At 66.3% G+C, this 26560-nt stretch carries 21 protein-coding genes; 6 read left to right on the forward strand and 15 right to left on the reverse strand.

What is annotated here, in order from left to right; all coding sequences use genetic code 11:
• Positions 1 to 8: 8 nt before the first annotated feature.
• Together H9639_RS03095 and pdxT are read right to left on the reverse strand one after the other, a co-directional pair.
• Complete coding sequence (locus tag H9639_RS03095; protein ID WP_191806634.1) at positions 9 to 764, reverse strand: YebC/PmpR family DNA-binding transcriptional regulator; 756 nt, start codon at positions 762 to 764, stop codon at positions 9 to 11.
• A 3-nt stretch (positions 765 to 767) separates the two neighbouring features.
• Positions 768 to 1520 (reverse strand): pyridoxal 5'-phosphate synthase glutaminase subunit PdxT, encoded by a 753-nt coding sequence (gene pdxT / locus H9639_RS03100; protein ID WP_191806635.1) that lies wholly within the window; start codon positions 1518 to 1520, stop codon positions 768 to 770.
• A gap of 66 nt (positions 1521 to 1586) precedes the next feature.
• Between pdxT and H9639_RS03105 the strand changes: the two genes are divergently transcribed.
• Together H9639_RS03105 and H9639_RS03110 are read left to right on the forward strand one after the other, a co-directional pair.
• On the forward strand, positions 1587 to 2855 hold the full coding sequence (locus H9639_RS03105) for a Mur ligase family protein (RefSeq protein ID WP_191806636.1): 1269 nt from the start codon (positions 1587 to 1589) through the stop codon (positions 2853 to 2855).
• The gene (locus tag H9639_RS03110) at positions 2852 to 3592 is read left to right on the forward strand and encodes a type 1 glutamine amidotransferase (protein ID WP_225219080.1); all 741 of its coding nucleotides are present in this window, start codon (positions 2852 to 2854) and stop codon (positions 3590 to 3592) included. Before H9639_RS03105 ends, H9639_RS03110 begins: the two co-directional genes overlap by 4 nt.
• Before the next feature lie 14 nt (positions 3593 to 3606).
• Here the strand turns inward: H9639_RS03110 and H9639_RS03115 are convergent, their stop codons facing one another.
• On the reverse strand, positions 3607 to 4863 hold the full coding sequence (locus H9639_RS03115; RefSeq protein ID WP_191806637.1) for a CapA family protein: 1257 nt from the start codon (positions 4861 to 4863) through the stop codon (positions 3607 to 3609).
• 147 nt (positions 4864 to 5010) lie between these two features.
• On the opposite strand from H9639_RS03115, the gene H9639_RS03120 reads away from it, so the two are divergent.
• On the forward strand, positions 5011 to 7032 hold the full coding sequence (locus H9639_RS03120) for a M3 family metallopeptidase (RefSeq protein WP_191806638.1): 2022 nt from the start codon (positions 5011 to 5013) through the stop codon (positions 7030 to 7032).
• 5 nt (positions 7033 to 7037) lie between these two features.
• The gene (locus H9639_RS17140; protein WP_191806639.1) at positions 7038 to 7751 is read left to right on the forward strand and encodes a GNAT family N-acetyltransferase; all 714 of its coding nucleotides are present in this window, start codon (positions 7038 to 7040) and stop codon (positions 7749 to 7751) included.
• An 89-nt stretch (positions 7752 to 7840) separates the two neighbouring features.
• Here H9639_RS17140 and pdxS read toward each other — a convergent pair whose 3' ends face one another.
• The 9 genes from pdxS to H9639_RS17145 all read right to left on the reverse strand — a co-directional run bounded on the left by pdxS (position 7841) and on the right by H9639_RS17145 (position 20721).
• Positions 7841 to 8758, reverse strand: coding sequence for a pyridoxal 5'-phosphate synthase lyase subunit PdxS (pdxS, locus tag H9639_RS03130; protein ID WP_191806640.1), 918 nt, complete (start codon positions 8756 to 8758; stop codon positions 7841 to 7843).
• A 70-nt stretch (positions 8759 to 8828) separates the two neighbouring features.
• Positions 8829 to 9455: a phosphatidylinositol phosphate synthase gene (gene pgsA, locus H9639_RS03135; protein WP_191806641.1), complete on the reverse strand. Its 627-nt coding sequence runs from the start codon at positions 9453 to 9455 to the stop codon at positions 8829 to 8831.
• Positions 9456 to 9457: 2 nt separating this feature from the next.
• Positions 9458 to 10066 carry an HIT family protein gene (locus H9639_RS03140; protein ID WP_191806642.1) on the reverse strand — a complete coding sequence of 203 codons (609 nt, stop codon included), beginning with the start codon at positions 10064 to 10066 and terminating at the stop codon, positions 9458 to 9460.
• Between the two features lie 18 nt (positions 10067 to 10084).
• Positions 10085 to 12097: a threonine--tRNA ligase gene (gene thrS / locus H9639_RS03145; RefSeq protein WP_191806643.1), complete on the reverse strand. Its 2013-nt coding sequence runs from the start codon at positions 12095 to 12097 to the stop codon at positions 10085 to 10087.
• A 61-nt stretch (positions 12098 to 12158) separates the two neighbouring features.
• Positions 12159 to 15662: a DNA polymerase III subunit alpha gene (locus tag H9639_RS03150; protein ID WP_191806644.1), complete on the reverse strand. Its 3504-nt coding sequence runs from the start codon at positions 15660 to 15662 to the stop codon at positions 12159 to 12161.
• A gap of 12 nt (positions 15663 to 15674) precedes the next feature.
• Positions 15675 to 15986, reverse strand: coding sequence for a DUF6504 family protein (locus H9639_RS03155; protein ID WP_191806645.1), 312 nt, complete (start codon positions 15984 to 15986; stop codon positions 15675 to 15677).
• 243 nt (positions 15987 to 16229) lie between these two features.
• Positions 16230 to 18167 carry an MDR family MFS transporter gene (locus H9639_RS03160; protein WP_225219081.1) on the reverse strand — a complete coding sequence of 646 codons (1938 nt, stop codon included), beginning with the start codon at positions 18165 to 18167 and terminating at the stop codon, positions 16230 to 16232.
• Positions 18167 to 19906 carry an MDR family MFS transporter gene (locus H9639_RS03165; protein WP_191806646.1) on the reverse strand — a complete coding sequence of 580 codons (1740 nt, stop codon included), beginning with the start codon at positions 19904 to 19906 and terminating at the stop codon, positions 18167 to 18169. The genes H9639_RS03160 and H9639_RS03165 overlap by 1 nt, the downstream gene beginning before the upstream one ends.
• Positions 19907 to 20043: 137 nt before the next feature.
• Complete coding sequence (locus H9639_RS17145) at positions 20044 to 20721, reverse strand: DUF2087 domain-containing protein (RefSeq protein WP_318241964.1); 678 nt, start codon at positions 20719 to 20721, stop codon at positions 20044 to 20046.
• 182 nt (positions 20722 to 20903) lie between these two features.
• Between H9639_RS17145 and H9639_RS03175 the strand changes: the two genes are divergently transcribed.
• Entirely contained in the window at positions 20904 to 22211 is a 1308-nt protein-coding gene (locus tag H9639_RS03175; protein ID WP_191806647.1) for a CoA transferase, read from the forward strand.
• A gap of 9 nt (positions 22212 to 22220) precedes the next feature.
• Here the strand turns inward: H9639_RS03175 and H9639_RS03180 are convergent, their stop codons facing one another.
• Positions 22221 to 22562, reverse strand: a complete 342-nt coding sequence (locus H9639_RS03180) for a chorismate mutase (protein WP_225219082.1) — start codon at positions 22560 to 22562, stop codon at positions 22221 to 22223.
• 10 nt (positions 22563 to 22572) lie between these two features.
• Positions 22573 to 24813 carry an MMPL family transporter gene (locus tag H9639_RS03185; RefSeq protein ID WP_191806648.1) on the reverse strand — a complete coding sequence of 747 codons (2241 nt, stop codon included), beginning with the start codon at positions 24811 to 24813 and terminating at the stop codon, positions 22573 to 22575.
• A 205-nt stretch (positions 24814 to 25018) separates the two neighbouring features.
• Between H9639_RS03185 and H9639_RS03190 the strand changes: the two genes are divergently transcribed.
• A complete protein-coding gene (locus H9639_RS03190) occupies positions 25019 to 25543 on the forward strand; it encodes a VOC family protein (RefSeq protein ID WP_191806649.1) in 525 nt (174 codons plus the stop codon).
• Between the two features lie 3 nt (positions 25544 to 25546).
• Here the strand turns inward: H9639_RS03190 and H9639_RS03195 are convergent, their stop codons facing one another.
• Positions 25547 to 26506, reverse strand: coding sequence for an SOS response-associated peptidase (locus tag H9639_RS03195; protein WP_191806650.1), 960 nt, complete (start codon positions 26504 to 26506; stop codon positions 25547 to 25549).
• Positions 26507 to 26560 lie beyond the last annotated feature (54 nt).

Consider the following 26560-nt stretch of genomic DNA (forward strand, 5'->3'; position numbering starts at 1 on the left):
CGGGGTACTCAGTCTTCTTCGAGCTGCGCGAGGACGTCCGCGGAGATGTCGGCGTTGGAGTAGACGTTCTGGACGTCGTCCAGGTCCTCCACCGCGTCGACCAGCTTCATGAACTTCCGCGCGTTGTCTGCATCCAGCTCCACATGCATGGAAGGCAGGAACTCGGCCTCGTCCGTCTCGTATTCGATTCCGGCTTCTTCCAGGGCGGCGACGACGGCCCGCAGGTCCGCGGCTTCGGAGATGATCTCGAAGTTGTCCCCGGCTTCCTTGACCTCGTCAGCACCGGCGTCGAGCACTGCCATCAGCAGGTCGTCCTCGGTGAGGTCCTTCTTCGGCAGCGTGACAACACCCTTGCGGGTGAACATGTACGCCACCGACCCCGGATCGCCCATGTTGCCGCCGTTGCGGGTCACGGCCAGCCGGACCTCCGAGGCGGCACGGTTCTTGTTGTCCGTAAGGCACTCGATCAGCAGGGCTGTGCCCTGGGGGCCATAGCCTTCGTACATGATCGTCTGGTAGTCGACAGCCTCGCCCAGGAGCCCGGCGCCGCGCTTGACGGCCCGGTTGATGTTGTCGATGGGAACAGAGGTCTTTTTGGCCTTCTGGACGGCCAGTTCCAGGCCGGGGTTGCCGGCCATGTCGGCGCCGCCTGCGCGGGCCGCAACTTCGATGTTCTTGATCAGCTTGGCAAAGGACTTGGCACGCTTGGCATCAATGACGGCCTTTTTGTGCTTGGTGGTTGCCCATTTCGAGTGGCCCGACATGCTTTACGCGTCTCCTCTGATCATTTGAATAAATAGTTCGTGGATGCGGCTCTCCCCCGTGACCTCCGGATGGAACGAGGTGGCCAGCAGCTTTCCCGAACGCACTGCCACAATTCTAGCGACTGAATCCTTTTCCGCCTGCGGTGCGGACCCGGCGGGGCTAACCTGGGCCAGCACCTGCACGCTGGAGCCTACCTTTTCCACCCACGGTGCGCGGATAAAAACGGCGTGCACAGCGGCTGCCGGCTGTCCGGGATCCTGTGAGGGCAGCGTCTGGAGCCCGTCAAAGACGAGTTCGGTTTCGAAGGACTCCCGCTGGCGGCCAAAGGCGTTGCGCCGCACCACGATGTCCAGTCCGCCCAGGGTCTGCTGGGGCTCCCCGGCGGCGTCCAGCGCGGGGTCAGTGATCCGGTCTGCCAGGAGGATGAGGCCTGCGCAGGAACCGTACACCGGGAAACCGGCGGCTATTTTCGCTTTCAGCGGCTCCGCTATCTGGTACAGCCGCATCAGCTTGTCGATGGTGGTGGATTCTCCGCCCGGCAGGACCAGGCCGTCCACGGCATCCAGTTCGGCAGGCCGCCGGACCAGCATGGTCCGGGCTCCGGCCGCTTCCAGCGCCCGGATGTGTTCGCGCACCCCGCCCTGCAAAGCGAGCACCCCGACCAGCGGAGCGGCGGACCCTTCGGAACCAGGACCGGCGGCGCGGCGCCCGGTGAATCCCGATTCATGTGGTTCCGGGGCAGTGATTTCCGTCATTGGACCATTCTAGGTTGCCCGGGGGTGCACGGGATGGAACGGGGCCGTGGGATATATTCGGTATCCATGAGTTCTTTCTCCATCCTGGTAGGCAAGCTGGTCCGTGCCGCCTCCCGGCTGCGCGGCGGCGGGTCTGCCCTTCCCGGCCTGGTGGTGGAGAAAATCGACCCCGATTTCATCCGCCGCACCCTCTCCACCCTGCCCCTCGGCGTCGCCGTTGTTTCCGGCACGAACGGCAAAACCACCACTACCAAGATGGTGGTGGAACTCCTGGAGGGCCAGGGGCTGAAGGTTTTCACCAACCGCACCGGCAGCAATTTCACCCGCGGTGTGGCAGCAGCCCTGATCGGTGAAGTGAATCTGCGCGGCCGGCTCGATGCCGATATCGCCGTGCTGGAGCTCGATGAGGCCCATGCGGTGCACTTCGTGAAGCTGATCCAGCCGCGCTACGCGCTGCTCCTGAACGTTCTGCGGGACCAGCTGGACCGCTTCGGTGAGATCGACAAGACCACGCGGCTGCTGGAGCAGATTGCCCTGGCTACCACTGACACGGTGGTCCTGAACCGCGAGGACCCGCGGGTGGCCTCCATCGCGGAATCGCTGTCGGGTCCTAAGACCACCTACTTTGGCTTGGACGTGTCCCTGCGCAGCACCTTCCCCAACGACGACGAGATGCGCGGCTCGCGCTCCGAAGCCCTCGCGGCTGCCCAGCCTGCCGACGTCGTGCTGGAGCGTGTTGCCGAAGACGAGGCGGATTTCCGCGTTGACGACGAAGTCACCACCGCCTCGCTCAAACTCCGCGGCGTCTACAACATCTTTAATGCGGCTGCGGCCCTGACGTTTGCCCGGCAGATCCTTGGTGCCAAGGCGGACCGGGGGGCACTGTTTGAGTCCCTGGCCAATGTGCAGCCGGCCTTTGGCCGCGGGGAATCACTGACCGTCAACGGTGCTCCGCTGGAACTGGTGCTGGTGAAGAATCCCTCCGGTTTCCGGCTTGGCCTGAAGTCCTTCGCAGCGCACGGCTACGCCACCATGATCGCGGTCAATGACAACTACGCTGACGGCCGGGACATGTCCTGGCTCTGGGACGTGGACTTTGAGACGCTCTCCGGCGGCGTGGACATGGTCAGCGGTGTCCGTGCCTATGACATGGCACTGCGGCTGAAATACGACGACGTTCCGGTCCGGGAAGTCGATCCGGATCTCCCTGCTGCCCTGGCGAAGTTCATTGCCGCGGCGGGGACCGCGCCGATGCGCATTTTCTGCACCTACACAGCCATGCTTACCGTCCGGCGGGAGCTCGCCAAGATCACGAAGGTGGAGGTGGTCTCTTGAGCCGCGACATCCACGTCCTGCAGCTGTACCCGCGGGACATGAACATTTACGGGGACTGGGGCAACGTCCTGGTCCTGAAGCAGCGCCTGAAGTGGCAGGGCTACAACCCGGTTGTCACCGAATACAACCCGGGTGATGAGTTCCCTTCCGATGTGGACCTGATCGTCGGCGGCGGCGGCCAGGACAGCGGCCAGGTGGTCATCCAGCAGGATCTGCAGGCTCTGGCTCCCACCCTGCGGGCGCTGGCTGATGATGACCTGCCGATGCTGGCGATCTGCGGTCTCTACCAGCTCTTTGGCCGGTTCTTCAAGACGCACGACGGCGTTCTCATCCCCGGCATCGGCGTCCTGGACATTGAGACCCACGGCGGTCCGGACCGGCTGATCGGCAACGTGCTTTCAGTGAGCAGTGAGTTCGGTGAGATCCACGGCTATGAGAACCACAGCGGCCAGACCTTCCTGGGGCCTGATGCCCAGCCCCTGGCGCACGTGCGCAAGGGCGAAGGAAACAACTCCAAGGATGACACCGAGGGCGCCCGCTACCGGAACGTAGTGGCCAGCTATCTGCACGGGTCCCTGCTGCCGAAGAACCCGGCAATCGCCGACTTCCTCATCGAAAAGGCCGTCACCCGCCGCTACGGCTCCTTGGACCCGGACCCCCTTCCGGATGCCGACCTTGCCGGTCTGGCCCGGCTTTCCGAGCTGGCCCGGAAGCACGCGTCCGACCGTCCACGGTAATCTCCGGTAGAGACTTACCGCCCGGACACGTCCTGGCTTACCAGCCATTCGTGTGCCCCGGCGTCGGCGGCTCCCATGGATTCCACCACGGACACGGTCCGCTGCCGCACCTCGGTCTGCTGGGCTTCCGGGGCGCACGGTCCCTGCGGAAGGTCTGCAGCTACTGAGCACCAGCGGTACGGATCCCGCACGATCACCGAGGGCGCCCAGGCCAGGTCGCTGACCCGCCAGGCGCCGCCGTCGTCGTCCTGCGCAAACTGCGCGCGGACGATCAGGCCTTCGTTGTTGACCGGATACCAGGGCGAGAGCTCGGTGACGGCGTTGCCGAGACCATAGACGATCCAGGTGCCGTTGTAGTTTTCGATGGGCAGCACGGAGTGGGTGTGGTGGCCGTAGATGAGGTCAAATTCGCCGCTGTCGGCCAGGGCATGTGCGGTTTCGATCTGCTGGCTGTTGGGCAGCGAAGCGTATTCGTCTCCGGCGTGCACGCCGCCCACCACCAGGTCCGCGCCCTGTGCCCGGGCGGCTTTGGCCCGCAGGATCATGTCCGCGGGATCGAGCAGGTCCACCTGCCAGGGATAGTCGGCGGTCAGTCCGTTCAGGCCGTAGGTCGCCTGGATGATTCCGATCCGGGCCCCGGAGGTGTCCATAATGAGCGGCACCCCGGAGGCGGCTTCGGAGGCGTAGGACCCGGTGTGCTTCAGTCCCAGCGAGTCCAGGACGGAGAGGGTCCGGTTCAGCCCGGCGGTGCCTGCGTCGATGGTGTGGTTGCTGGCCGTGGTGCAGGCCTGGTATCCCACCGCCGCGGCCGCGGTGAGGATCTGCGGCGGCACGTTGAACATCGGGTAGCCGGCATACGGGCCGCCGGCCTCGGCAACCGGAGTCTCCATGTGGCAGACGGCCAGGTCAGCACCGGACACGTAGGCACGCATTCCTTCCAGCAGGGGTTCAAAGTCCAGCGGCTGCTTGCCGGTGGCGGCTGCGTCCGCGGAAGCCTGCTCCCACAGCTGCGGATGCACCAGCAGGTCCCCGGCGAGCATCACCGTGGAGCAGCGCAGGCCCGGACATTCCACGCCGACGCCGGGTGTCGCCGTCGGCGTCGGAACCGGTTCAGGAGCAGCGGATTCAGCGTCAGCGGCAGCTGAACCCGGCCCGGAGGGGTCCGGAGCAACCGGTGCCGCCGTGCAGCCGGTGATTATCAGCAGCGCAGCCACCCCAGACAGCAGCACCGCCGCCCCGCTGCGGACTGTGGCTTCGGACCTGATCTTCATGGTTCCCCCCGGAACGTATTGAGAACGCAGCGTATTGTGCACGCACCTGCAGCGGGCCGCCGTGCGGCGGTGATGTGGCGGTCTGGGTTGAGCATACGCGGCCCGTCGGCTGGTTGGGCGGCGGCTCGTGTGAAAGTGTTGTTGACCATGAGCAATGCCCTTCTTTCCGCGAGCACCCTCCCGTATGAACTCCCGGATTTCGCCGCTTTTTCAGATGATGCCTACCTTCCCGCCTTTGAGGCCGGGATGCAGGAACAGCTGGCTGAAATCAGTGCCGTAACCGCCAATCCGGACCCGGCGGACTTCGCCAACACCATCGCCGCACTGGAGCGGTCCGGCCAGGCTCTGGCCCGTGTGTCCGCTGTCTTCTTCAACCTGGTGATGTCCCATGCCACCGAGGCCGTGCAGGCCATCGAACAGCAGATCGGCCCGCGGCTGGCCGCCCACCAGGACGGCATCTTCCAGGACCAGACGCTCTTCGAGCGGGTCGGCAGCGTGCCGGAGACCGATCTGGATGAGGAGGAGCGCAGACTGCTGGCTGAGTACCGCCGCCGGTTCCTGCGCGCCGGGGCCGGGCTCGACGACGCCGGCAAGGCACGGATGCGGGAACTGAACACCCGGCTCTCCGAGCTGGGAACGGCGTTTTCGCAGAAGCTCCTGGCAGACACCAACGCCTCAGCGCTGGAGGTTGACGACGCCGCCGAGCTGGACGGTCTCTCCCCCGATGACATTGCAGCGGCCGCCGCTGCGGCCCGGGACGCCGGGTCCGGGGCAAAGTACCTGCTGTCTCTGATCCTGCCCACTCCGCAGCCGGCACTGGCACGGTTGACGGACCGCAGGACCCGGCAGCGGCTCTTTGAAGCCTCAGCGAACCGCGGCTTCCGGGACAATGAGCACGGCACGCTGGGCATTGCCGCGGAGATGGCCGCGCTGCGCGCTGAACGCGCGGCGCTGCTGGGTTACGGCAGCCACGCCGAATACGCCGTCGAAGACCAGACCGCCCCGTCCCTCGGCGCGGTCCGGGAAATGCTGGCACGGCTGGTTCCCCCGGCCGTGCGCAACGCCGAGACGGAGGCGGGGAAGCTGCGCGCCGCGGCCGCAGGGGACGGGATCAAAGACCTGCAGCCCTGGGACTGGGCGTACTACTCCGAGCAGGTCCGCCGCGAGGAGTATTCCGTGGATCTGGAGGCCCTGCGCCCCTGGTTCGAGCTGGAACGCGTACTGAACGACGGCGTGTTTTACGCGGCCAACCGGCTCTACGGCATCACCTTCACGGAACGCCGCGATCTGGCCGGCTACCATCCCGACGTCCGGGTCTGGGAAGTCCGGAATGAGGACGGGTCCGCACTGGGCCTGTTCCTGGGCGACTACTTCGCCCGGGACACCAAGAGCGGCGGGGCCTGGATGAATGAACTCGTCTCCCAGTCCCGGCTGCTGGACCGGCGGCCCGTGGTGGTGAACAACCTGAACATCTCCAAACCAGCCGACGGCGAACCGGTGCTGTTGAGCTTTGATGAAGTGGTGACGGCGTTCCACGAGTTCGGCCACGCGCTGCACGGACTGTTTTCCGACGTCGGGTACCCGCTGTTCTCGGGGACTGCCGTTCCGCGTGACTTCGTCGAGTACCCCTCCCAGGTTAATGAAATGTGGATGCTGTGGCCTGAAGTGGCAGCTCATTTCGCCCGGCATTACCAGACCGGTGAGCCGCTGCCGCAGGAAACCCTGGACCGGATCCGCGCAGCGTCGCTGTGGGGTGAAGGCTTCCGGACTGCGGAGTACCTGGGCGCCACGCTGCTGGATCTGGCCTGGCACTCGCTTCCGCCGGCGGAAACGGTCACGGATCCGGCCGCTTTCGAGAAGGAAGCACTGACCCGCGCCGGAATCGACCCGGCCCTGGTTCCCCCGCGTTACCGCACCGGATATTTCAAGCACATTTTTGCCGGCGGGTACTCCGCTGCCTACTACTCCTACATCTGGAGTGAGGTGCTCGACGCCGACACGGTCCAGTGGTTCACGGAAAACGGCGGGCTGACCCGCGCCAACGGTGAAGCGTTCAGGTCCAAGCTGCTCTCCCGCGGCTATGCGGCCGATCCCCTGGAATCGTTCCGGGAACTGCGCGGCAGGAACGCGGACATCACTGCCCTGCTTGCCCGCCGCGGCCTCGCCTGACCGCCGTGGCCACCATCGCATCGTGCCAGCGCATGCAGCACGCCTGGTTCACCGCCCTCGCCGCGGCCACCGGAGGCCGGTCCTTCGGCACCCATGAGTCGCGCTGGGTCTGGCTCCCCGCCCGACGTCAGCTCATGCTGATGTTTCCCGACGTTATTTCGCCTGCGGGTATCCGTCCCGGCCTCGCTGAAGGGTCCCGCCTTGGTGCCTCGACGGTGGGTGTCTGGCTGGGCGGGTCCGTGGATCCTGCACCGCTGGAAGCCTTCGGTTTTCGGCGCGGTCCGCAGACCTGCTGGATGACTGCGCCGGTTCATGCTCCGCAGGCCTGGCCCGGGACCGCGGCATCAGTGGAGGTCCAGCCGCCGGAAGTCTCCGGGGCCGATGCCGAGGAACTGCGGGTAGGGCACACGGTCCCCCGGCAGGCCTGGCACATCGCCGCGCGTGACTCAGCGCGCCTCACCGGGCGGGCGTACGCGTTTTATCCCAATGGCACTGCAGGGTTGTCCAAGGTCGGCGGTATTTTCCATCTCGCCGTCGGCGCGTCCAGCCGGCGCCGCGGCTTCGGCACCGCCCTGCTGAGCACGGCCGCTGCGGCAGCTGAGGCTGCCGGCGCGGAGCATCTGATCGTCAACGCGACGGCGCCGGGCCAGGATCTGTGCGCGGCCCGCGGCTTCTCTCTGGTGGGCCGGGGACAGACCTACTCGATGGCGATCGGATAGGCCTGACCAACCGCAACGGCCGGACCGGGATGCTCTCCCTGGTCCGGCCGTTGTCTTTTGGGAACATTCCCTCAGCTGGAGTTTTCTTATTACCAGCCGCGCTCCGCGAGGCGGTGCGGCTGTGGGATCTCGTCGACGTTGATGCCGACCATGGCTTCACCAAGACCGCGGGAAGCCTTGGCAATTTCGTCGGGATCGTCGTGGAACGTGGTGGCCTTGACGATGGCGGCGGCGCGCTCTGCCGGGTTGCCGGACTTGAAGATCCCGGAGCCCACGAAGACACCGTCAGCACCGAGCTGCATCATCATGGCAGCGTCGGCCGGAGTGGCAATGCCGCCGGCGGTGAAGAGCACCACCGGGAGCTTGCCGGAAGCGGCAACTTCCTTCACCAGTTCGTACGGGGCCTGCAGTTCCTTGGCCGCGACGTACAGCTCGTCCTCCGGCAGGGAGGAAAGCCGCGCGATTTCGGTGCGGATCTGGCGCATGTGCATGGTGGCGTTGGAAACGTCACCGGTGCCGGCCTCACCCTTGGAACGGATCATCGCAGCGCCCTCGTTGATCCGGCGAAGCGCCTCACCCAAATTGGTGGCACCGCAGACGAAGGGAACAGTGAACTTCCACTTGTCGATGTGGTTGGCGTAATCGGCCGGGGTCAGGACCTCGGATTCATCGATGTAGTCAACACCAAGGGACTGCAGGATCTGCGCTTCAACGAAATGCCCGATCCGGGCCTTGGCCATCACCGGAATGGACACGGCGTCAATGATGCTGTCAATCATGTCCGGATCACTCATCCGCGACACACCGCCCTGCGCACGGATATCCGCAGGAACCCGCTCGAGGGCCATTACGGCAACCGCTCCGGCGTCCTCGGCAATCCGGGCCTGCTCAGCCGTGACAACGTCCATGATGACGCCGCCCTTGAGCATCTCCGCCATCCCGCGCTTCACGCGGCTGCTGCCGGTCGAAGCAGCGTTTTCTGAGGCGGACGGGAAATCTGTAGGCATGGCAAGGCTCTCTCGTAGAACGGGCTGTAAAGGCCATGGTATGCCCGGGCAGCGTCCGGCAAGGGCTCTGCTACGTATCTTTACCCAGCACCTCGGCTGTGGCCTGCCGGCGCACTGTGCCCATCCGCTGCACGATTGTCACGCAGCTGGCCAGGCAGAGCAGCACCAGCACAACCAGGAGCACCACCTCCGGTACGCCCAGACCCACCAGGCCGGTGGCAGTCAGCAGGAAGACCAGCCGTTCCGCACGTTCAGCGAGCCCCACGTTCGCGTTGAATCCGAGAGATTCTGCCTTGGCCCGGATGTAGGAAACCAGCATGCCCAGGACCAGACAGATCAGGGCGGTGATGCCAATGGCATCGTTGTCCCCGCCGGTGAAGAACCAGATGCTGACGCCGGCGAACAGGGCACCGTCGGCGAACCGGTCGAGGGTGGAGTCCAGGAAGGCACCCCATTTGCCCTTCCGTGCCTGTTGCCGGGCCATGATGCCGTCAATAACGTCGGAGAAAATGAACAGCACAATGAAGATCGTGCCCCAGAACAGCTGGCCCAGCGGATAAAAGACCAGTCCGCCGATCATCACGCCGAGCGTGCCGAGGATGGTGACCGCGTCCGGGCTCACCCGGTGGCGGATCAGCCAGGTGGCCAGCGGTGTGAACAGTGCGGTAAAGAAGCCGCGGGCATATTTGTTCAGCACGCCTATGCCTCGCTGGTTCCGGAAGCGGACGCCGGGTCAGCGGCCTCTGCCGGCCATGCCTCGGCGACCTGGCGGCGGACTTCACCGAGCGTCTGCGTAATGGCCTTGGTCTGGGCGATGATCGGCAGAAAATTCCCGTCCCCGCTCCACCGCGGAACGATGTGCTGGTGCAGGTGCGCGGCGATCCCGGCACCACCGGCTGCTCCCTGGTTCATGCCCAGGTTAAAGCCGGCCGGCGCGGAGACCTTGCGCAGCACGCGCATGGCGGTCTGGGTCAGTGCCGCGATCTCCGCGGTTTCTTCCACGTCAATGTCCGTGTAGTCGGGAACATGCCGGTAGGGGCAGACCAGCAGGTGCCCGGCGTTGTACGGAAACAGGTTCAGGATGACGAACGCGTGCTTTCCGCGGTGCACGATCAGCGCTTCCTCGTCCGTGTGGGAGGGAGCCGTGCAGAACGGGCAGTTGTCCTCCGAGGAGACCTGTTCCTGCCCGCCCTTGATGTACGCCAGCCGGTGCGGGGTCCAGAGACGCTGGAAGGCATCCGGCACCCCCGCAAGTTCGAAGCTGTCGGTGACTTCGCCGTCGTGCGGATACTGCTCCTGGCTTTCCATGCGCTCTGTCCCCGTGCCTTACTTGTCCCGGTTCCGGACGGCTTCGACGATCCGCTTGACCGCTTCCTCGACCGGCACGCCGTTGTCCTGGCTGCCGTCGCGGAAGCGGAAGGATACAGCTCCGGCTTCGGCGTCCTCGCCGCCGGCGATCAGGACGAAGGGAACCTTTTCCTTGGACGCGGTGCGGATCTTCTTCGGGAAACGGTCGGTGCCGGCGTCCACCTCGGCGCGGATGCCCGCTTCCTTGAGCTTGCCGATCACGTCGTACATGTAGTCGTTGAAGGCTTCAGCGACGGGGATGCCAACCACCTGAACCGGAGCCAGCCAGGCCGGGAAGGCGCCGGCGTAGTGCTCGGTGAGCACCGCCATAAAGCGTTCCACGGATCCAAAGAGGGCGCGGTGGATCATGACCGGGCGCTGGCGGGTGCCGTCAGCGGCCTGGTATTCGAGTTCGAAGCGCTCGGGCAGGTTGAAGTCCAGCTGGATGGTGGACATCTGCCAGGTGCGGCCGATTGCGTCGCGGGCCTGCACGGAGATCTTCGGGCCGTAGAAGGCTGCTCCCCCGGGATCCGGGACCAGGTCCAGTCCGGAGGCCTCGGCAACCTCGGCCAGCGTGCGGGTGGCTTCTTCCCAGACCTCGTCGGAGCCGACGTACTTCTCCGGGTCCTTGGTGGAGAGCTCCAGGTAGAAGTCATCCAGGCCGTAGTCCTTGAGCAGGTCCAGGACGAAGTTGAGCGTAGTGGTCAGCTCGTCCTTCATCTGCTCGCGGGTGCAGTAGATGTGGGCGTCGTCCTGGGTCATGCCGCGCACGCGGGTCAGGCCGTGGATCACGCCGGACTTCTCGTACCGGTAGACCGAGCCGAATTCGAACAGCCGCAGCGGCAGTTCGCGGTAGGACCGTCCGCGGGAGCGGAAGATCAGGTTGTGCATGGGGCAGTTCATCGGCTTCAGGTAGTAGTCCTGGCCGGGCTTGGTGACCTCGCCGGTTTCCGGATCGGTGACCTCGTCAACGTGCATGGGAGGGAACATGCCGTCCCGGTACCAGTCCAGGTGGCCGGAAACCTCGTACAGGTGGCCCTTGGTGATGTGCGGGGTATAGACGAACTCGTAGCCGGCCTCGGTGTGGCGCTGGCGGGAGTAGTCCTCCATCGCCTTGCGGATGATGCCGCCCTTGGGGTGGAACACCGGCAGCCCGGAACCGAGTTCATCCGGGAAGGAGAACAGGTCCAGTTCGGTGCCCAGCTTGCGGTGGTCGCGGCGCTCGGCCTCCGCCAGGCGCTCCTGGTAGGCCTTGAGGTCGTCCTTGGTGGGCCAGGCGGTGCCGTAGATGCGCTGCAGCTGCTGGTTGTTCTGGTTGCCCAGCCAGTAGGCGGCAGCGGAACGGGTGAGGGCGAAGGCGTTGGAGATCAGCTTGGTGTTCGGCAGGTGCGGGCCGCGGCACAGGTCGCACCACACGGTGTCGCCGGACTTGCGGTCCACGTTGTCGTAGATGGTGATTTCGCCGGCGCCGACCTCAATGTTCGCGCCCTCGCCGGCTTCCTCGGCGCCGTCCTTCTTGCCGAGCAGCTCCAGCTTGTACGGCTCGTTGGCCATGGCTTCGCGGGCTTCATCCTCGGACACCACGCGGCGGACGAATTTCTGGTTCGAGTTGACGATCTTCTGCATCATCTTCTCGAGCGTCTTCAGGTCCTCCGGGGTGAAGGGCTCGGCGACGTCGAAGTCGAAGTAGAAGCCGTCCTTGATGTACGGGCCGATGCCCAGCTTGGCGTCGGGGCGCAGCTGCTGGACCGCCTGGGCCATCACGTGGGCGGTGGAATGGCGCAGCACGTTCAGGCCGTCTTCGGAATCGATGGTCACGGCTTCAATGCTCTGGCCGGGGGCCAGCGGCGTGTCGAGGTCCTTCAGGACGCCGTCGACCTTCATAACGACTACTTCGCGCCGTTCGAAGAAGAGCTGCGCACCGGTGGTGCCAGTATCCACCGTGGTCTCTTCGCCGTCGACGATGAGGGTGAACTGTTCCGGCACTGACACGTTGTCTCCTAGATTCGTTTGTACTGGCGCCTCCGCACGGGTTTGCCCGTGCACCGCGCCTTTACGATGTTATCCGCTGTGCCGGAGCGCTACCAACCTGCCGCGCGGGTTCGCCTGCCCTACGGACTGGGCGCACTCCCTGCCCTGAGCCGGCATGCGGCAGGGAGGCGGTATCGGTGAGGTCCCACGCCTCCAGCGCCTGCATGCTGATTCCCCGCGGACCGGTGCGGCGCGTCACGCCGCGGACCAGCAGCAGTTCCGTGCCGAACAGCAGCGGGCCGGACTTCTCCTGGGCCTCGTGGAAAAACGTGCAGTCCACGCATCCGGTGCCGTCGTCCAGGCTGATAAACACCACCCGCCGGCCACCGCGCATGGGTGGGGTCTGGGTGGCCACCCGGATGCCCGCCACCAGCACCTCGGTACCGCCGCGCAGATCCATCAGGGCTTCAGCCTTGGTCACGCCAAGGCCGTTAAGCAGCGGAGCGTAGCTGTCGATGAGATGTGCGCTGACGTCGACGGCGAGCAGGTCCAGTTCGGTGCGGACCTTTTCCGGCAGGGTGGGCTCCGGCAGCGTTGGAACGAGGTTTTCCAGCTCGGTGTCCCCCAGCGGCAGAGCCAGCTGGCCCGGAATGGGATCGTATTTCCGCGAACCCGCTTTTCCCGGGACCTCGGCCAGATGCTGCAGCAGATCGGCCCGGCTGCCGCGGGAACCGCTCTCGCGGGCCAGAGTGTCGAAGGCACCCAGCTGGGCCAGCCGCTGCAGCGAGGGCCGCGACAGGCGGGCCCGGGCGCGCAGGTCCGCCAGCGAATCATACGGCTGCCCGGCAGCGATCCGCCGGACCTCCGCAGCGGAGAGGCCGTAGATCCCGGCGAAGCTGAGCCGGATGCCCAGGCGTTCCGGCAGGGCCTTCCGCCCGGGTCCCGCCGGGACCGGGGGCACCCGTTCCACCCGGTACGCCTCGCCGCTGCGGTTGATGTCCAGGGGCAGGATGGGAATGCCCATCCGGCGGGCTTCGGCTACCAGCAGCCGCCGCGGATACATTCCGGGGTCGTGCTCGAAGATGCCGGCCAGGAAGGCCTCCGGATGGTGGGTCTTCAGCCAGGCGGACTGATAGGTGGGCACGGCGAACGCCGCACCGTGGGCCTTGCAGAAGCCGAAGCTGCCGAAAGCCTTCAGCGTTTCCCAGACCTTGTCGATGGTTGCTGCGTCATAACCGCGTTCTGCCGCGGCGCGCCGGAAGAAGTCCTCCACCCCGGTCTCGGCGTCGGGGTTGCCCAGCAGCCGGCGCAGTTCATCGGCCTTGGCCAGTCCGCAGCCGGTGAACACGTGGAAGGTGCGCAGCACCTGTTCGTGGAAAACGGTGACCCCGTGGGTTTCGGCCAGTACCGGGCGCAGTGATTCGTGCGGGTACACCTCCGGTGACCAGCCGTGCCGGTGTTCCAGGAACGGGCGCACCATGTCCGATTTCATCGGGCCCGGGCGGAAGAGGGAGATGTCGATGATCAGGTCATTGAACTCACGCGGAGCCATTTTGCCGACCAGTTCCCGCTGGCCGGGAGACTCGATCTGGAAACAGCCCAGGGTGTGCGTGCTGCTGATCAGGTCATACGTGGGTTTATCGTCCAGCGGTACTGCATCCAAATCGATCCGCCCATCCTCACCGATCCAGGGCGGCGGCTGCCCGGCCTCGTCCAGCGGATGGGCCCCGGCCTGCGCAACCTCTTCCTTGGAGGGGTGAATCCGGATGATCTCCTTGAGCGCGAAGGCCATGGCGGACTGCATGCGCACCCCCAGCACATCCAGCTTGAGCATGCCCATCGGATCCATGTCGTGCTTGTCGAACTGGGACATCGGCAGGCTCAGGCCGCTGGGTTGGACGGGAGTGCGGTCCAGCAGCGAGGTGTCCCCCAGGATCACGCCGCACGGGTGCATCGAAATATGCCGGGGCAGCCGGTCCAGGCGCTCGGTCAGGTCCACCAGCAAATCCAGCTGCCGGTTCTGCTGCACGGCTTCGGCAACGTTGCGAAGTTCGGGTTTCTCTGCGAGCGCCTCACGGAAGTGGCTGGCGGAGAAGCGCCACAGGGCCTTGGCCACGGCGCCGACCTCCTCTTCGGGCAAGCCCAGGGCCATGCCGGCGTCGCGCACCGCTCCGCGGGCCCGGTAGCCGTTCTGCATGCTCATCAGCGTTACCCGGCGTGCTCCGAAGCGGTCGAAGATCCGGTGATACACGTTGTGCCGTTCGGCGCTTTCGACGTCGATGTCGATGTCCGGCAGGGTAGAGCGGTCCTGGGAGAGGAACCGTTCAAAGATCAGGTCGTGCGCCAGCGGGTTCACGTGGCTGACGCCGAGCAGGTAGTTCACCAGGGAGGACGCGCCTGACCCCCGGGCCGCGGCACGCACCCCCATCTCCTTGATCATCGCGGAGACTTCGGCCACGGTCAGGAAGTAAGAGGCGAAGCCCAGCCGTTCAATGATGCCGAGCTCGTGGTCGAGCCGGTTGCGCAGCTCGGCCTCGGCAGGTCCGCTGAGGTGCCCGAAGCGCCTGCCGATGCCCGCTTCGCAGCGCAGCCGCAGTTCCGCGGCGGGTTCATTCCCGATCCCGATCACCGAGGCTTCCGGGACCACCGGCTGCTTCCAGCCCATGTCCGCTGCCGGGTCGATCCGGCAGGTATCCGCGAGCGCCTGTGTGGCAGCAAGCAGTTTCGCTGCCCCGGAGCGTCCGTAACCGGCTTCGTGGCTGATTTCCGCGGCGAGCGCAGCCATCTGCGCTCCGCTTTTGAGCCAGCCCTGCCCGTTGGGCTGCAGGTCGCTCAGCTGGGCCATGGAGGTGAGCGCCCGGGCGGCGTCGAGCACATCGGCGGTCGCGGCGCCGTCGTCGTCCACGTAACGCACAGCGTTGGTGAGGACGGCCGGAATGTTCATCTCATCTGCCAGCCGGTGCATGCGCACCGCGTGGGCCAGGCTGAGGTTCGCCCCGGGTGCACTCAGGTGAGTGACCACCTCGACGGCGAGCGCGGCGCGGGGAACCACGGACAGCCAGCGGGCGAAGAGAGTGCGGGCGACGGCGTAGCTTCGGTTACGCATGGCACGCCCGACGTCGGAGTGCGGGCCTACCAGCACGGTGAGCACCGCTTCCCCGTCCTCCCGCTCCTCCGGAGTCTCTCCCCTTACCCGGGCGGCGAGCTGCTCCAGCGTGATGCCCGCGGGCCTGCCTGCCCGGCCGCGCGATGGGGACGTTCCTGCATGCGCATCGGAGATCAGCCGGCAGAGTGCGTGGTATCCGGCTCCCCCGTTCTGTCCATGGGCCAGGATCACCACCCGCCCGGTAACGGAGGCGTCTTTGCCGTCCCCGTCGAGAACGGCCAGGTCCACGCCCACGATCGGATCGATCCCGGCGTCCATGCAGGCGCGCAGGTGTTTGACCGTCCCGTACAGGCCGTCACGGTCGGTGCAGGCCAGCGCGTCGGCGCCGTCCGCTGCGGCGGCCCGGGCCAGTTCCTCCGGCCAGGACGTACCGTAGTGGGCGCTGAACGCCGTGGCGACATGCAGATGGGTGAAGCTCATGGCACGTGGACGCTAGGCACTTTCCCGCAGCGCGTCATGCACGCGGATCATCCGCCAGGTATTTGAGGCCACCTGCCGGGAGATATCCAGGGTGCGCAGCTCCGACCGGCTGCTCAGCCGGGCCTGGACCCGCCAGATCTCCGAATCCACCAGCCCTGGTCCGTGCCCGCGCTCGGCCCGTGGTTCTTCCTCCCACCAACTGCGCCGCTCGTACCAGCGCACCGGGTGGGCAGCCACCTTGTAGGTCCTTCCCTGCCAGGAAAGCCGCAGCGGAATACCCGCCGGTGAACACACCACCTCTATCGATTCACTGAAAAGTCCCACGGCTGCCCCTCACTGTGCCTGTAACTGCTGCCTATTGCTGTGCTTGTAACTGCTGTGCATGTACTTCAAAAGCCCGAACGGATTCGAACATATATTCGAATCTCCAGTGTACGACCGCAGTCTGACAATCGGCACTGCGCCCCCTAGGAACCTCGTGGGAAGCTGCACCGGCCCGCGCTCTGGTTCCCGCTGGCGGCTTCCCAGGCTTCCCCGCCTCCCCGCCTCCCCGCCTCCCCGACAGGACTATTCCGCCGCCGCCTCCACCCGGGACTCGGAGGAGAGCGGGATCTCACGCACAAACAGGCACAGGATGGCCCCGGCTGCCGCGATCGGGACGCTCAGCAGGAAGATCGGCGGCATCGCCTGGCCGAACGCCGCCGCAATGGCCTCCTGCACCGGGGCGGGCAGGCTCCGGAGCAGGTCCGGACTTAGTGAGTTGATACTTCTCCCCGGAATCGCCGAGACAGCCCCGCCCGGTGCTGCAGCCAGCTGGTCAGTCAGCCGGTTGATGAAGATCGAGCCGAAGGCGGCGATTCCAAAGGACGCAGCAATCTGCCGGAAGTAGTTCGCGGCGGAGATCGCCGTTCCCATGTCCTGCCCGGGGACACTGTTCTGCACAATCAGCACCAGGTTCTGCAGCAGCGCACCGATCCCCATCCCCAGCACGGCCATCCCCACGGCGGTGAACCAGTACGGTGTGCTCTCCGAGATCCGGGACAGCAGCAGCAGCCCGGCAACAATCACCGCGAACCCGGCAATGGGATAGACCTTGTACCGCCCGGTCCGGGAAATCAGCTGCCCGGTGCCGATCGAGGTGAGCAGCAGCCCGGCCATCATGGGCAGCATCATCAGCCCGGATTCGGTGGCGCTTGCGCCATTGACCATCTGCAGGAAGGTGGGCAGGTAGGAAATCGTGGAGAACATGGCAATTCCGACGGCGATTCCCGCCAGCACGGGCACCAGGAAGTTCCGCAGCTGGAACAGCCGCAGCGGCAGGATCGGTTCGGCAGCCCGGGTCTCCTGCCACACGAACAGGCCGGCAGCGATGACGGCGAGCGCCGAGAGTCCCAGGATCTGCGGGCTGGACCAGTCGTAAGTGGTTCCGCCCCAGCTGGTCACCAGCACCAGCGCTGCGGAGGCGGCCGCCAGGAGCACGGCTCCCGGATAGTCCAGCCGCGGGCGCGCGCCGTGGTGTTTAGGCAGGTGGAGGGAGGAGATAACGACGGCGAGCGCCACAGCGCCGATCGGCACGTTGATGTAGAAAACCCAGCGCCAGGACCAGGAATCGGTAATCCACCCGCCCAGCAGCGGTCCGCCGACCGAGGCAATACCGAAGGCCGCTCCGATCAGCCCCATGTACCGTCCGCGTTCCCGCGGGGAGACCAGGTCCCCGATGATTGCCTGTGCCCCGATCATCAGCCCGCCGCCGCCGATGCCCTGCAGTGCCCGGAAGGCGATCAGCTGGCCCATGTTCTGCGCCAGCCCGGACAGCACGGAGCCAATGAGGAATACAGCGATCGCGAAGATAAAAATGTTCTTGCGTCCGTACAGGTCACCGAGCTTGCCGTAGATGGGTAGCCCGATGGTCGCGGCGAGGATGTAGGCGGTCACCACCCAGGACAGGTGCTCCAAGCCGTTGAGGTCGCCCACGATGGTCGGCAGGGCGGTTGCGACAATGGTCTGGTCCAGGGCGGCGAGCAGGACCGAGAGGACCAGTCCGGTAAAAACCAGGACCCGGCCGCGCCTGGCCCTGCCGTCCCCTGCCGGATCGCAGTGGCCTCCCGGCGCTTCGGGGTTCCCCGGTGCGCCGCCCCTACCGGCATTCCGGGCACCCGTCCGGGTTCCGTCCCCGGTTTCCGCAATCAGGGACGAACCGCTGGCCCGGACCACGGACCCGCTGGCTTCAGTCTGCATTTGCTCGGGTGTTTTCCGGTGTTTGGGCGTTTTGACCGGGGCGGTCCGCCAGGAAACGGCTGCGGTCCCTGAACGCAGCTGGGTTCCTGCGCGCTTCCGGCCAGCCGCGGGCAGTGGTTCCGGATGGGGTGCCGAATGCGGTGCCGGATGGGGTTCGGGCGCTGCGTGGGCCGGAGCCGGCCGGCGGATGTGCCCCTGTCCCTGGAAGCTGGCGCTGCCCTTGGGTGCTGGTACTGCCCGGTGCACCCCGGTTTCCCGTTTGGCCATTAGTTTTCAGCCTCCTTGTCCTGCTGCACGTTGTCCAGCTGCACGTTGGCCCTGGTCGACAGTGGTGTCGCCCGGATAAAGAGCGTCAGCACAAATGCGGCGCCCAGCGCTGGGATGCCCAGCAGGAAGACCGGCGGCAGGGCTTGCCCGAATGCGCCGGCGATAAACTCCCGCACCGGGGGTGGCAGCGCCTTCAGCTGCTCGGGGCTGATCGAGTTCAGTCCCTGGCTGGTCACGCTGCGGGCGGATTCGGGCGCATCGGCCAAATGGCTGTTGAGCCGGGAGATAAACACCGATCCGTACACGGCGATGCCCAGGGTCCCGCCGATCTGCCGGAAATAGTTTGCCGAGGAGACTCCGGTGCCCATGTTCTCGGCCGGGACACTGTTCTGCACGATCAGCACCACGTTCTGCATCAGCGCTCCGACGCCGAGGCCCAGCACGAACATTCCGACCGCGGTGAACCAGTAAGGGCTTGTTGCCGAAATGCGGGACAGCAGCAGCAGGCCGGCAATCATCACCGCCGCTCCCAGGATCGGATAGATCTTGTACCGCCCGGTCCGGGAAATCAGCTGTCCCGTTCCGATCGATGTGGTCAGCAGGCCCGCAGTCATAGGCAGCATCATCAGCCCTGACATGGTGGCACTGGCTCCGTTGACCATCTGCAGGAAGGTCGGCAGGTAGGAAATGCTGCCGAACATCGCCAGCCCCACGGCGAAGCCCACGAGCGTGCAGATCACGAAGTTCCGGATCCGGAACAGCCGCAGCGGCAGGATCGGCTCCGCTGCCCGCAGCTCCACCGGAATAAACGCGGCAACGGCGGCGGCTGCGACGGCGCCGAGGCCCAGGATCGCCGGTGAGCTCCACGCATAAACGGTCCCGCCCCAGCTGGTGATGGCCACCAGCGCAGCGCTGGCGACGGCGAGCAGGGCTGCTCCTGCGTAGTCCAGCTTGACCTCCGCAACGCTGCGTTTGGGCAGGTGCAGCGAGGTGATGATCAGGGCCAGGGCAACGGCGCCCAGGGGAAGGTTGATGTAAAAGACCCAGCGCCAGGACCAGTATTCGGTCAGGTAACCGCCCAGCAGCGGCCCGCTGACCGAGGCGACGCCGAATGCGGCGCCGATCAGCCCCATGTACCGCCCGCGCTGGCGGGCCGGAACGATGTCCCCGATGATGGCCTGCGCGCCGATCATCAGGCCGCCGCCGCCGACGCCCTGCAGGGCCCGGTACGTGATGAGCTCAGCCATGCTGTTTGCCTGCCCGGACAAGGCCGACCCCAGCAGGAACACGATGATGGCGAAAACAAAGACGCTCTTGCGCCCCAGCAGGTCGCCCAGCTTGCCGTAAATCGGGAGCCCGATGGTGGAGGTCAGCAGATAAGCGGTAATCACCCAGGACAGGTGGTCCAGTCCGCGCAGTTCGCCGGTGATTGTCGGCAGCGCGGTGGAAACGATCGTCTGGTCCAGGGAGGAAATCAGGACCGCCATGATCAGTCCGCTGAAGATCAGGGCCAGCTGCCGCCGCGAGTGCGGAGCCGGAGGTTTGCCGGGTCCCGGTCCGGCTGGTTCCGGCTTCACCTCCGTTGCGGTGATGGTCCCGGTGCCCTGCGGTTGGTGCGGACCGTTCGGCTCGTTCGGCTCGTTCGGGTTGCGGTCACAGGGAGCCGGAGAGCCGAGGTCGGTGGCAGTTTTGGTAGCTGGATGGGCCGGGTCCGTGTTCCGGGCAAAGAATCGAGCCATGGACGCCTCCTGGGGAGCCGAGCCGCTGTCTGAAATAGGGCGCACCTTCCATCAGAAGCCCGCAGCTTGGCAGAGTCAACAGCCGGGGCGGGGCGGTGCGGCACGCGCTTCAGCCCGCTGGAGACCCGGCAGCATGTCTAGGCGAATTCCATCCCGTCCGCTGGACGCGGGTGCGCCAGCCAGTAGCGGGAGCCGTCGGGGCTGCGGCGGACAATTCCCTCGTCCACCATCGCCCGCCGGACCATGGCGGGGTCATCGGAGTATTCGGCCAGGCGGGCCGTCACTTCCGCCTCGGTCAGCTGTGCCGGCGAACCGGCAGGGTCAGCCCCATCCATCCCTGGCTCCCCGCTTGTCCCAGCCCCCGAATCCCTTCCCGACCCGCCTGTGCCCGTACTCAGCGAACCGTGCCGGGAAAACACCTCTCCGGCCACATGATGCAGAAGCTCCAGCCGGTCCGCCCGCCGGCCGGGAAGATTTCCTGCCCGTCCGGGAGTCAGCAGCCGCAGCGGTGAGGAAACCGGGGCCGGACGGCCCACGGTCAGCAGATTCTGAAAGACGCCGGAATCCGCGCCGAGGGCTCCGTCTTCCGCGGCGGTGACCAGTCCGGCCTTTTCCAGCACTGCCAGGGATTTGAGCTCCGTCCGGTCCAGATCGGCGCTCTGCAGGGGCTGGCCGCTGTCCGCGGCGGAGATGATCCGGCCGTACAGGCGCAGCCTCCTGTCATCGGCGAGCGCCGCGGCGAGCGCCTTCCACCGATTGGAGGCACCGCCGTCGTCTGCGCCGGCACCCGCACCCGGGACTCTTCCTGCCGTCACCGTTTCTCTCTCCTTCAGACCTCATAGCTTGCCCGGCGGGTGCTTTTTGCTTGTATTGCCGGTTCCCCGTGCCGGAAAGACCCGCAGTCCACGGGTGTCCCGACCCCGGACCCGTGACGTAGCCTACTGGCACTGGCTCACCAAACCCTGGCACGACCTCACCAACCGAGCGGAGCAGTCTTATGGAATCGTGCTATCCCGTGCGTTCCTTTGCCGCGGCCGCTGTGGCTGCGGCAGGGAGTGCGGTGGCTGAACTGGCCGAGGCCGTCTCCGGCATACCGGTTTCCGCGTCAGCTGATCCAGCCCTGTCCCGGGCCTGGTTTGCCGGTTCGTTCCTGCCGGCGGGCTGGGACGTTCCCTCGCCCTGGGACGCCCTGTCCCGCGACTATCCCTGCGCCGACGGGTGGATCCGGCTGCACACCAACGCCCCGCATCACCGGGCGGCCGCGCTCGCAGTGCTGGGTCTGCCGGCTGACGCGGACGCCGCCGGCGCCGCGCTCGCGGTCCGGCCCTGGAAGGGCGGGGAGCTGGAGGAAGCTGTCGTGGAGTCGGGAGGCTGTGCAGCCAGGATGCTCACCGCGGAACAGTGGCTGAGCCATCCGCAGGGGCAGGCCGTGGCCGGCGAACCGCTGGTCGGCTGGTCGCAGCGCCGGCCGGCGAACCCGGTGAGCTCCGCGGGAACCGTCCAGCGTCCCCTCCGCGGAGTCCGGGTGCTGGACCTGTCCCGGGTCATCGCCGGGCCGGTGGCCACCCGGTTCCTTGCCGGCTTCGGTGCCGACGTGCTGCGGATCGATCCGCCGGACTGGAACGAACCTGCGCTGGAGCCCGAGATGACGATCGGCAAGCACTGCGCCCGGCTGGACCTGCGCAGTCCCGGCGGAGCCGCAAAGATCCGGGAACTGATTACCGGGGCAGACATTGTGGTGCACGGATACCGTCCCGGTGCGCTCGCCGGGCTGGGCCTGGATGAACACCGGCTTCAGCAGCTGCACCCCGGCATCGTCACCGTGGCGGTCAACGCCTATGGCTGGACCGGCCCGTGGCGGGGCCGGCGGGGCTTCGATTCCCTGGTGCAGATGAGCTCCGGAATTGCCGACGCCGGTATGACCTGGGCGGCCTCGGACACGCCCCGGCCGCTGCCTGTCCAGGCCCTGGACCATGCCACCGGATACCTCGCCGCAGCTGCCGCCGTGCGCGCGTGGACCCGGAGGCTCGACGGTGAGGTCCATGCGGCACGGCTTTCCCTGGCGCGGACCGCCGTGGAACTGCAGCGTGCCGCCGACGCGCGGGATCCTGTTCCCCCACTCTGGAAGACCGGCCAGCCGGAGGAGAACACACCCGAATTTGCCATGACCGCCGAACAGACCCGCTGGGGGCCGGGACAGCGGCTTTCGCCGCCGCTGGTGTTTAGCCCGGAGGGAAACAGCCCAACGATGAGCTGGGAAGTCCCGGCGGCACCGCTGGGTTCAGCCGCTCCGGAATGGGCCTAGGCCGCTCTCCTAACTCCTGCTGAACGCGTCCAGTCGCGCCTGGGCCTCGTCTTCGCGGCGGGTCCGCAGCTCGTAGTCGATGAACGCATCGATCATGGCCCGGTAGGTCCGCTCCACCACTGTGGAGTCCTGATCCTGCGCTTCGGCGGTCTGCCGGACGTGGTTGATTACTTCGTCGATCCGGTCTCTGGCCCTGACCTGGGCGTCGTCGTCCTTGAGTCCTCCGGCGAGCCGGACCAGCCTTTCCCGGCGCCAGATGAGCGCCACAATCTCTTCGTCAATCTCGTCTATCGCGGTGCGCACGGCATCGAGCTGCTCGGTCATGGGGTCTGTTTCTACTGTTTCAGCCATGTGATCCAGCTTATCGGGAGCCGGCACCGGCCTCTTGCGGCTCATCAGTCCTGGAGACTTTGGCGAGTTTGGAAGGCCACCAGATCTTCGGGCCAATGTCATAGGACAGCGCCGGCACCAGCAGCGAGCGCACCACCAGGGTATCCAGCAGCACCCCGAAGGAGACAATGAAGGCGATCTGTGCCAGGAACAGCACCGGGATAACGCCAAGCGCGGCAAAGGTCGCGGCCAGCACAATGCCCGCCGACGTAATCACCCCGCCGGTAATCATCAGCCCGCGGATCACCCCGTTCCGGGTTCCGTGGACAAGGCTCTCCTCCCGGACACGGGTCATCAGGAAGATGTTGTAGTCCACGCCCAGCGCCACCAGGAAGATGAACCCGTACAGCGGAACCGCCGGATCGGCACCGGGGAAGTCCAGCACCTGGTTGAACACCAGTGCGGAGATCCCCAGGGTGGCACCGAAGGAGAGCATCACGGTGAGGATCAGCAGCACAGGCGCCAGGATGGAACGCAGCAGGAGCATCAGCAGGAACAGGATGACCACCAGCACCACGGGAATGATCAGGTTCCGGTCATGGGTTGCGGCGGCATTGGTGTCCACACTGGTGGCCGTGGTGCCGCCCACCAGGACACCTGGATAGCCGGCAAGGTCCGAGCGCAGTTCCTTCACCGTGTCCTGCGCCGCGTCGGAGTCCGGATCCTGGGTCAGGGTCGCTTCAAGCAGCACCTGGCCGTCCACGGTCTTCGGTGCCGCGGATTCCGACCCGGGAATCGGCGGCACCTGCACGCCGTCGCCAGTGACCGGGAGCTGCCCGGCCGGTGTTCCGGAGGCGGCGACGGACACCGAGGCGATGTCCGGGTTAGCCAGTACCGTGTTGGCCACCGCCTGCAGCTCGTCCTGCGGAGCAATGATCAGCACCGGGCTGCCCGAGCCGGAGGGGAAATGCTCGCCGAGGACCTCCTGCCCGTCCCCTGACTGGGTCTCGCCAAGCACCACGTCGCTCTGCGGTATTCCGCTGGCCCGGAACTGCAGGGTTCCGACGGCGGCGGCTGCCAGGACGATGGCACAGATGAGCCAGGTGCGGCGCGGGTGGGACCTAATGGTCCGGGCAGTCCGCGCCCAGATTCCCTTCGACTCATGGTCCAGTTCGGCATGCCCGGAACCGAACACGGGCCGGCGCGGCCAAAAGGCCGCCCGGCCGAAAACGAACAGCAGCGCCGGCAGCAGCGTCATGGCTGCGAGGAAAGAGAAGGCAATACCGATCGACGCCACCGGAGCCAGCGCCTTGTTGGAGTTCAGATCGCTCAGCAGCAGGCAGAGCAGCCCGGCAATGACGGTGGCCGCAGATGCCAGGACCGGCTCGAACGTGCCCTTCAGCGCGGCCCAGGTGGCACTCCAGCGGTCACTGTAATCGCGCAGGGTTTCCCGGTAGCGCGAGACGTAGAGCAGCGAATAGTCGGTGGCTGCACCGATACCGAGGATGAACAGGATGCCCTGGACCTGGCCGTTGATGCTCACCAGGTTTGCCTTGGCCAGCCAGAACACCACCAGGATCGCAGCGGAGAGGGCGAATATTGAGGTCAGCAGCACCAGGATGGGCAGCAGCGGCGAGCGGTAGACAATGATCAGGATGACCAGCACCGCTCCCACAGCCACTAGCAGCAGTGTGCCGTCAATTCCGCTGAATGCGTCGGAGATGTCCGCCAGCTGCCCGGCCGGACCGGTCACGTAACCGTCCAGGTCCTCCGGGGGTGATCCGTCCGCGATCAGGCTGCGCAGGTTCTCCACCGACGTTGTTGTCTCGGAGTCATCTGCCACCGGCACAAAGAACTCGGCGGCCTTGCCGTCCTGCGAGTACTGGACGGGAGAGATCTCGCCGGCTACGCCCTGCGCGCCTTCGACTGCCTGGGCACGCCCTTCGATGAAGGTGCGGTCCTCCGCGGTCAGCCCGCCGTCGTTCACGAACACCACGACGGCGGGAATCGCGTTGCTGTCACTGAACTGTTCCTGCAGGTCAGCAACCTGGGTGGAGGCAGAGCTGGCCGGCAGGTAGGAGGCCTGGTCATTTTCCGTGACTTCGCTGATTTTTCCGAAGTACGGTCCGCCGATCCCTCCGACCACAAACCAGACGATGATCAGCACCACGGGAATGAGTATCCTCAGCCAGGCCGGAGGGCCGTTCCTGCTTCCAGGGCCGGCGGGCGAACGCCCTTGTGCACCGGTATCTGGAGGGATCGCTGTGCTCATGGGTCTCGTCGCATTCTCGCGAGAGCGTGGGCCAGCCCGTATCCGGGCCGATTCCCCGCCGGTGGGCATGCACTGCTGGAAATCCCATGACAGCCTTTGACCGGTCTCCGCGTCAACACATCCGGGCCGGCCGGTGCCTGCGCGGCACAAAAGACATGCGTGTGAGGTTCTGGGATTGGCGGCTTTTCAGTGGCAGGATCGGATCATGTTGCCCCAGTTGAGTGTCGTCACCCTCGGTGTGCGTGATGTCGAAGTTACCTATGCGTTTTACGCCCGGCTGGGCTGGGAACCGCTCCAGTACGTGGCCGGCGAAGTGGTCTTCTTTCAGGTGGGCCACGGAGTGCTGCTCTCGTTCTTCCGCAGCGACCATCTGGCTGCAGAATCCGGAGCCACGGGAGCCGCCAGTCTGGCTCCGGTCACGCTGGGCCACAATGTGGACTCGCCGAACGACGTCGACGTTATTCTCCACGAAGCTGCGGCGGCCGGCGGGTCGATTGCCGCTCCCGGTACACAGATGAGCTGGGGAGGGTATTCGGGATACTTCACGGACCCCGACGGGTTCCGCTGGGAGGTGTGCCACAACCCGGGTCTGTCGGTGGACGCGAACGGGAAGGTTACCCTGTCCGTCCTGGATCCATTGGGAGGGGAGAGCACCGGTTCCGGAGATGCTCCCGGGGCACCGGTGTCAGGGGCAGCGGAGCCAGGGGCAGCCGAGGCCCGGTTGCTGTAGAACCTAGAACAGGACGTCCTCCGTGGCAGGCGCCCGCACCCCGTCGGGTGCGCTGTCCGAAGCGGTGTCCTGCCCCGGTGCAGTGTCCAACCTCGGCGTAGTGTCCAGCCCTGGCACAGTGTCCAACCTTGGTGCTGCGTCCAGCTCCCGTGGCTCCAGCAGCCACGGACCATCGTTTCGCACACTGCCCACGGCTGGGTCCACCGCACGGATCTGCCAGTTTGACGCCGTCGGGTAGGCCTGGTCCAGGACCTGGCCCAGCAAATCCAGGGCTCCGGTGTTGTTGAGGGTTCCGAGTGCCGTCCAAGCATCGAGTGCAGCGGAAGACAGCGGCAGCGGAAGCCGGTTGTGAAGCGCGCCCAGTCCGGCCAGCACCGGGTGGGGATCCTCCGGATCGGGTGCAGCCAACGTGATGATGGTGGTGGACAGCAGCCAGCGGTCCGGGTCCCCCGGCGGCACAGCCGGGTCCGCCCACCACTCGTACAAACCGGCGAACCAGCTCAGCTTCCCGTCCGGCCGGTGCACAAAGTACGGCTGTTTGCTGTTTCCCGGGCCGGTTTTCCATTCGTAGTAGCCCTCCATCGGTACCGCGCACCGGCGGGAGAGGACGGCATCCCGGAAGGTCGGCTTTTCCAGCAGGGTTTCGCTGCGGGCATTAAACGCACGCACACCCACCGAGATGTCCTTCGCCCAGCCCGGAACCAGGCCCCAGCGGGCTACGTGAACCTGGCGGACGGCCTGTGGCTGCCGGGCGGAAACTTCTCCCTCCCTGACAGTCCCGGTCCCCGCTGTCTGAGGCGCTCCGGTCCCAGTCCCATCGATCAGGCGTTCGAGGACCACCGGGACGTCGGAGGTCGGCGCCACGTTCCAGGACTGGCGCAGCTCCAGGTTGGCATCAGCTTCAGCTTCGGCCTCCGCCACCAGGTCTCCGATGGCCTTGGCCATGACGTATCGTCCGCACATCTTCCCAGTCTGCCGGTTCCAACGGGCGGGACGGAATTCGGGTGCGCCGCTGCC

It is taken from the genome of Arthrobacter gallicola, from assembly GCF_014836775.1.
Lineage (GTDB): Bacteria > Actinomycetota > Actinomycetes > Actinomycetales > Micrococcaceae > Arthrobacter_B > Arthrobacter_B gallicola.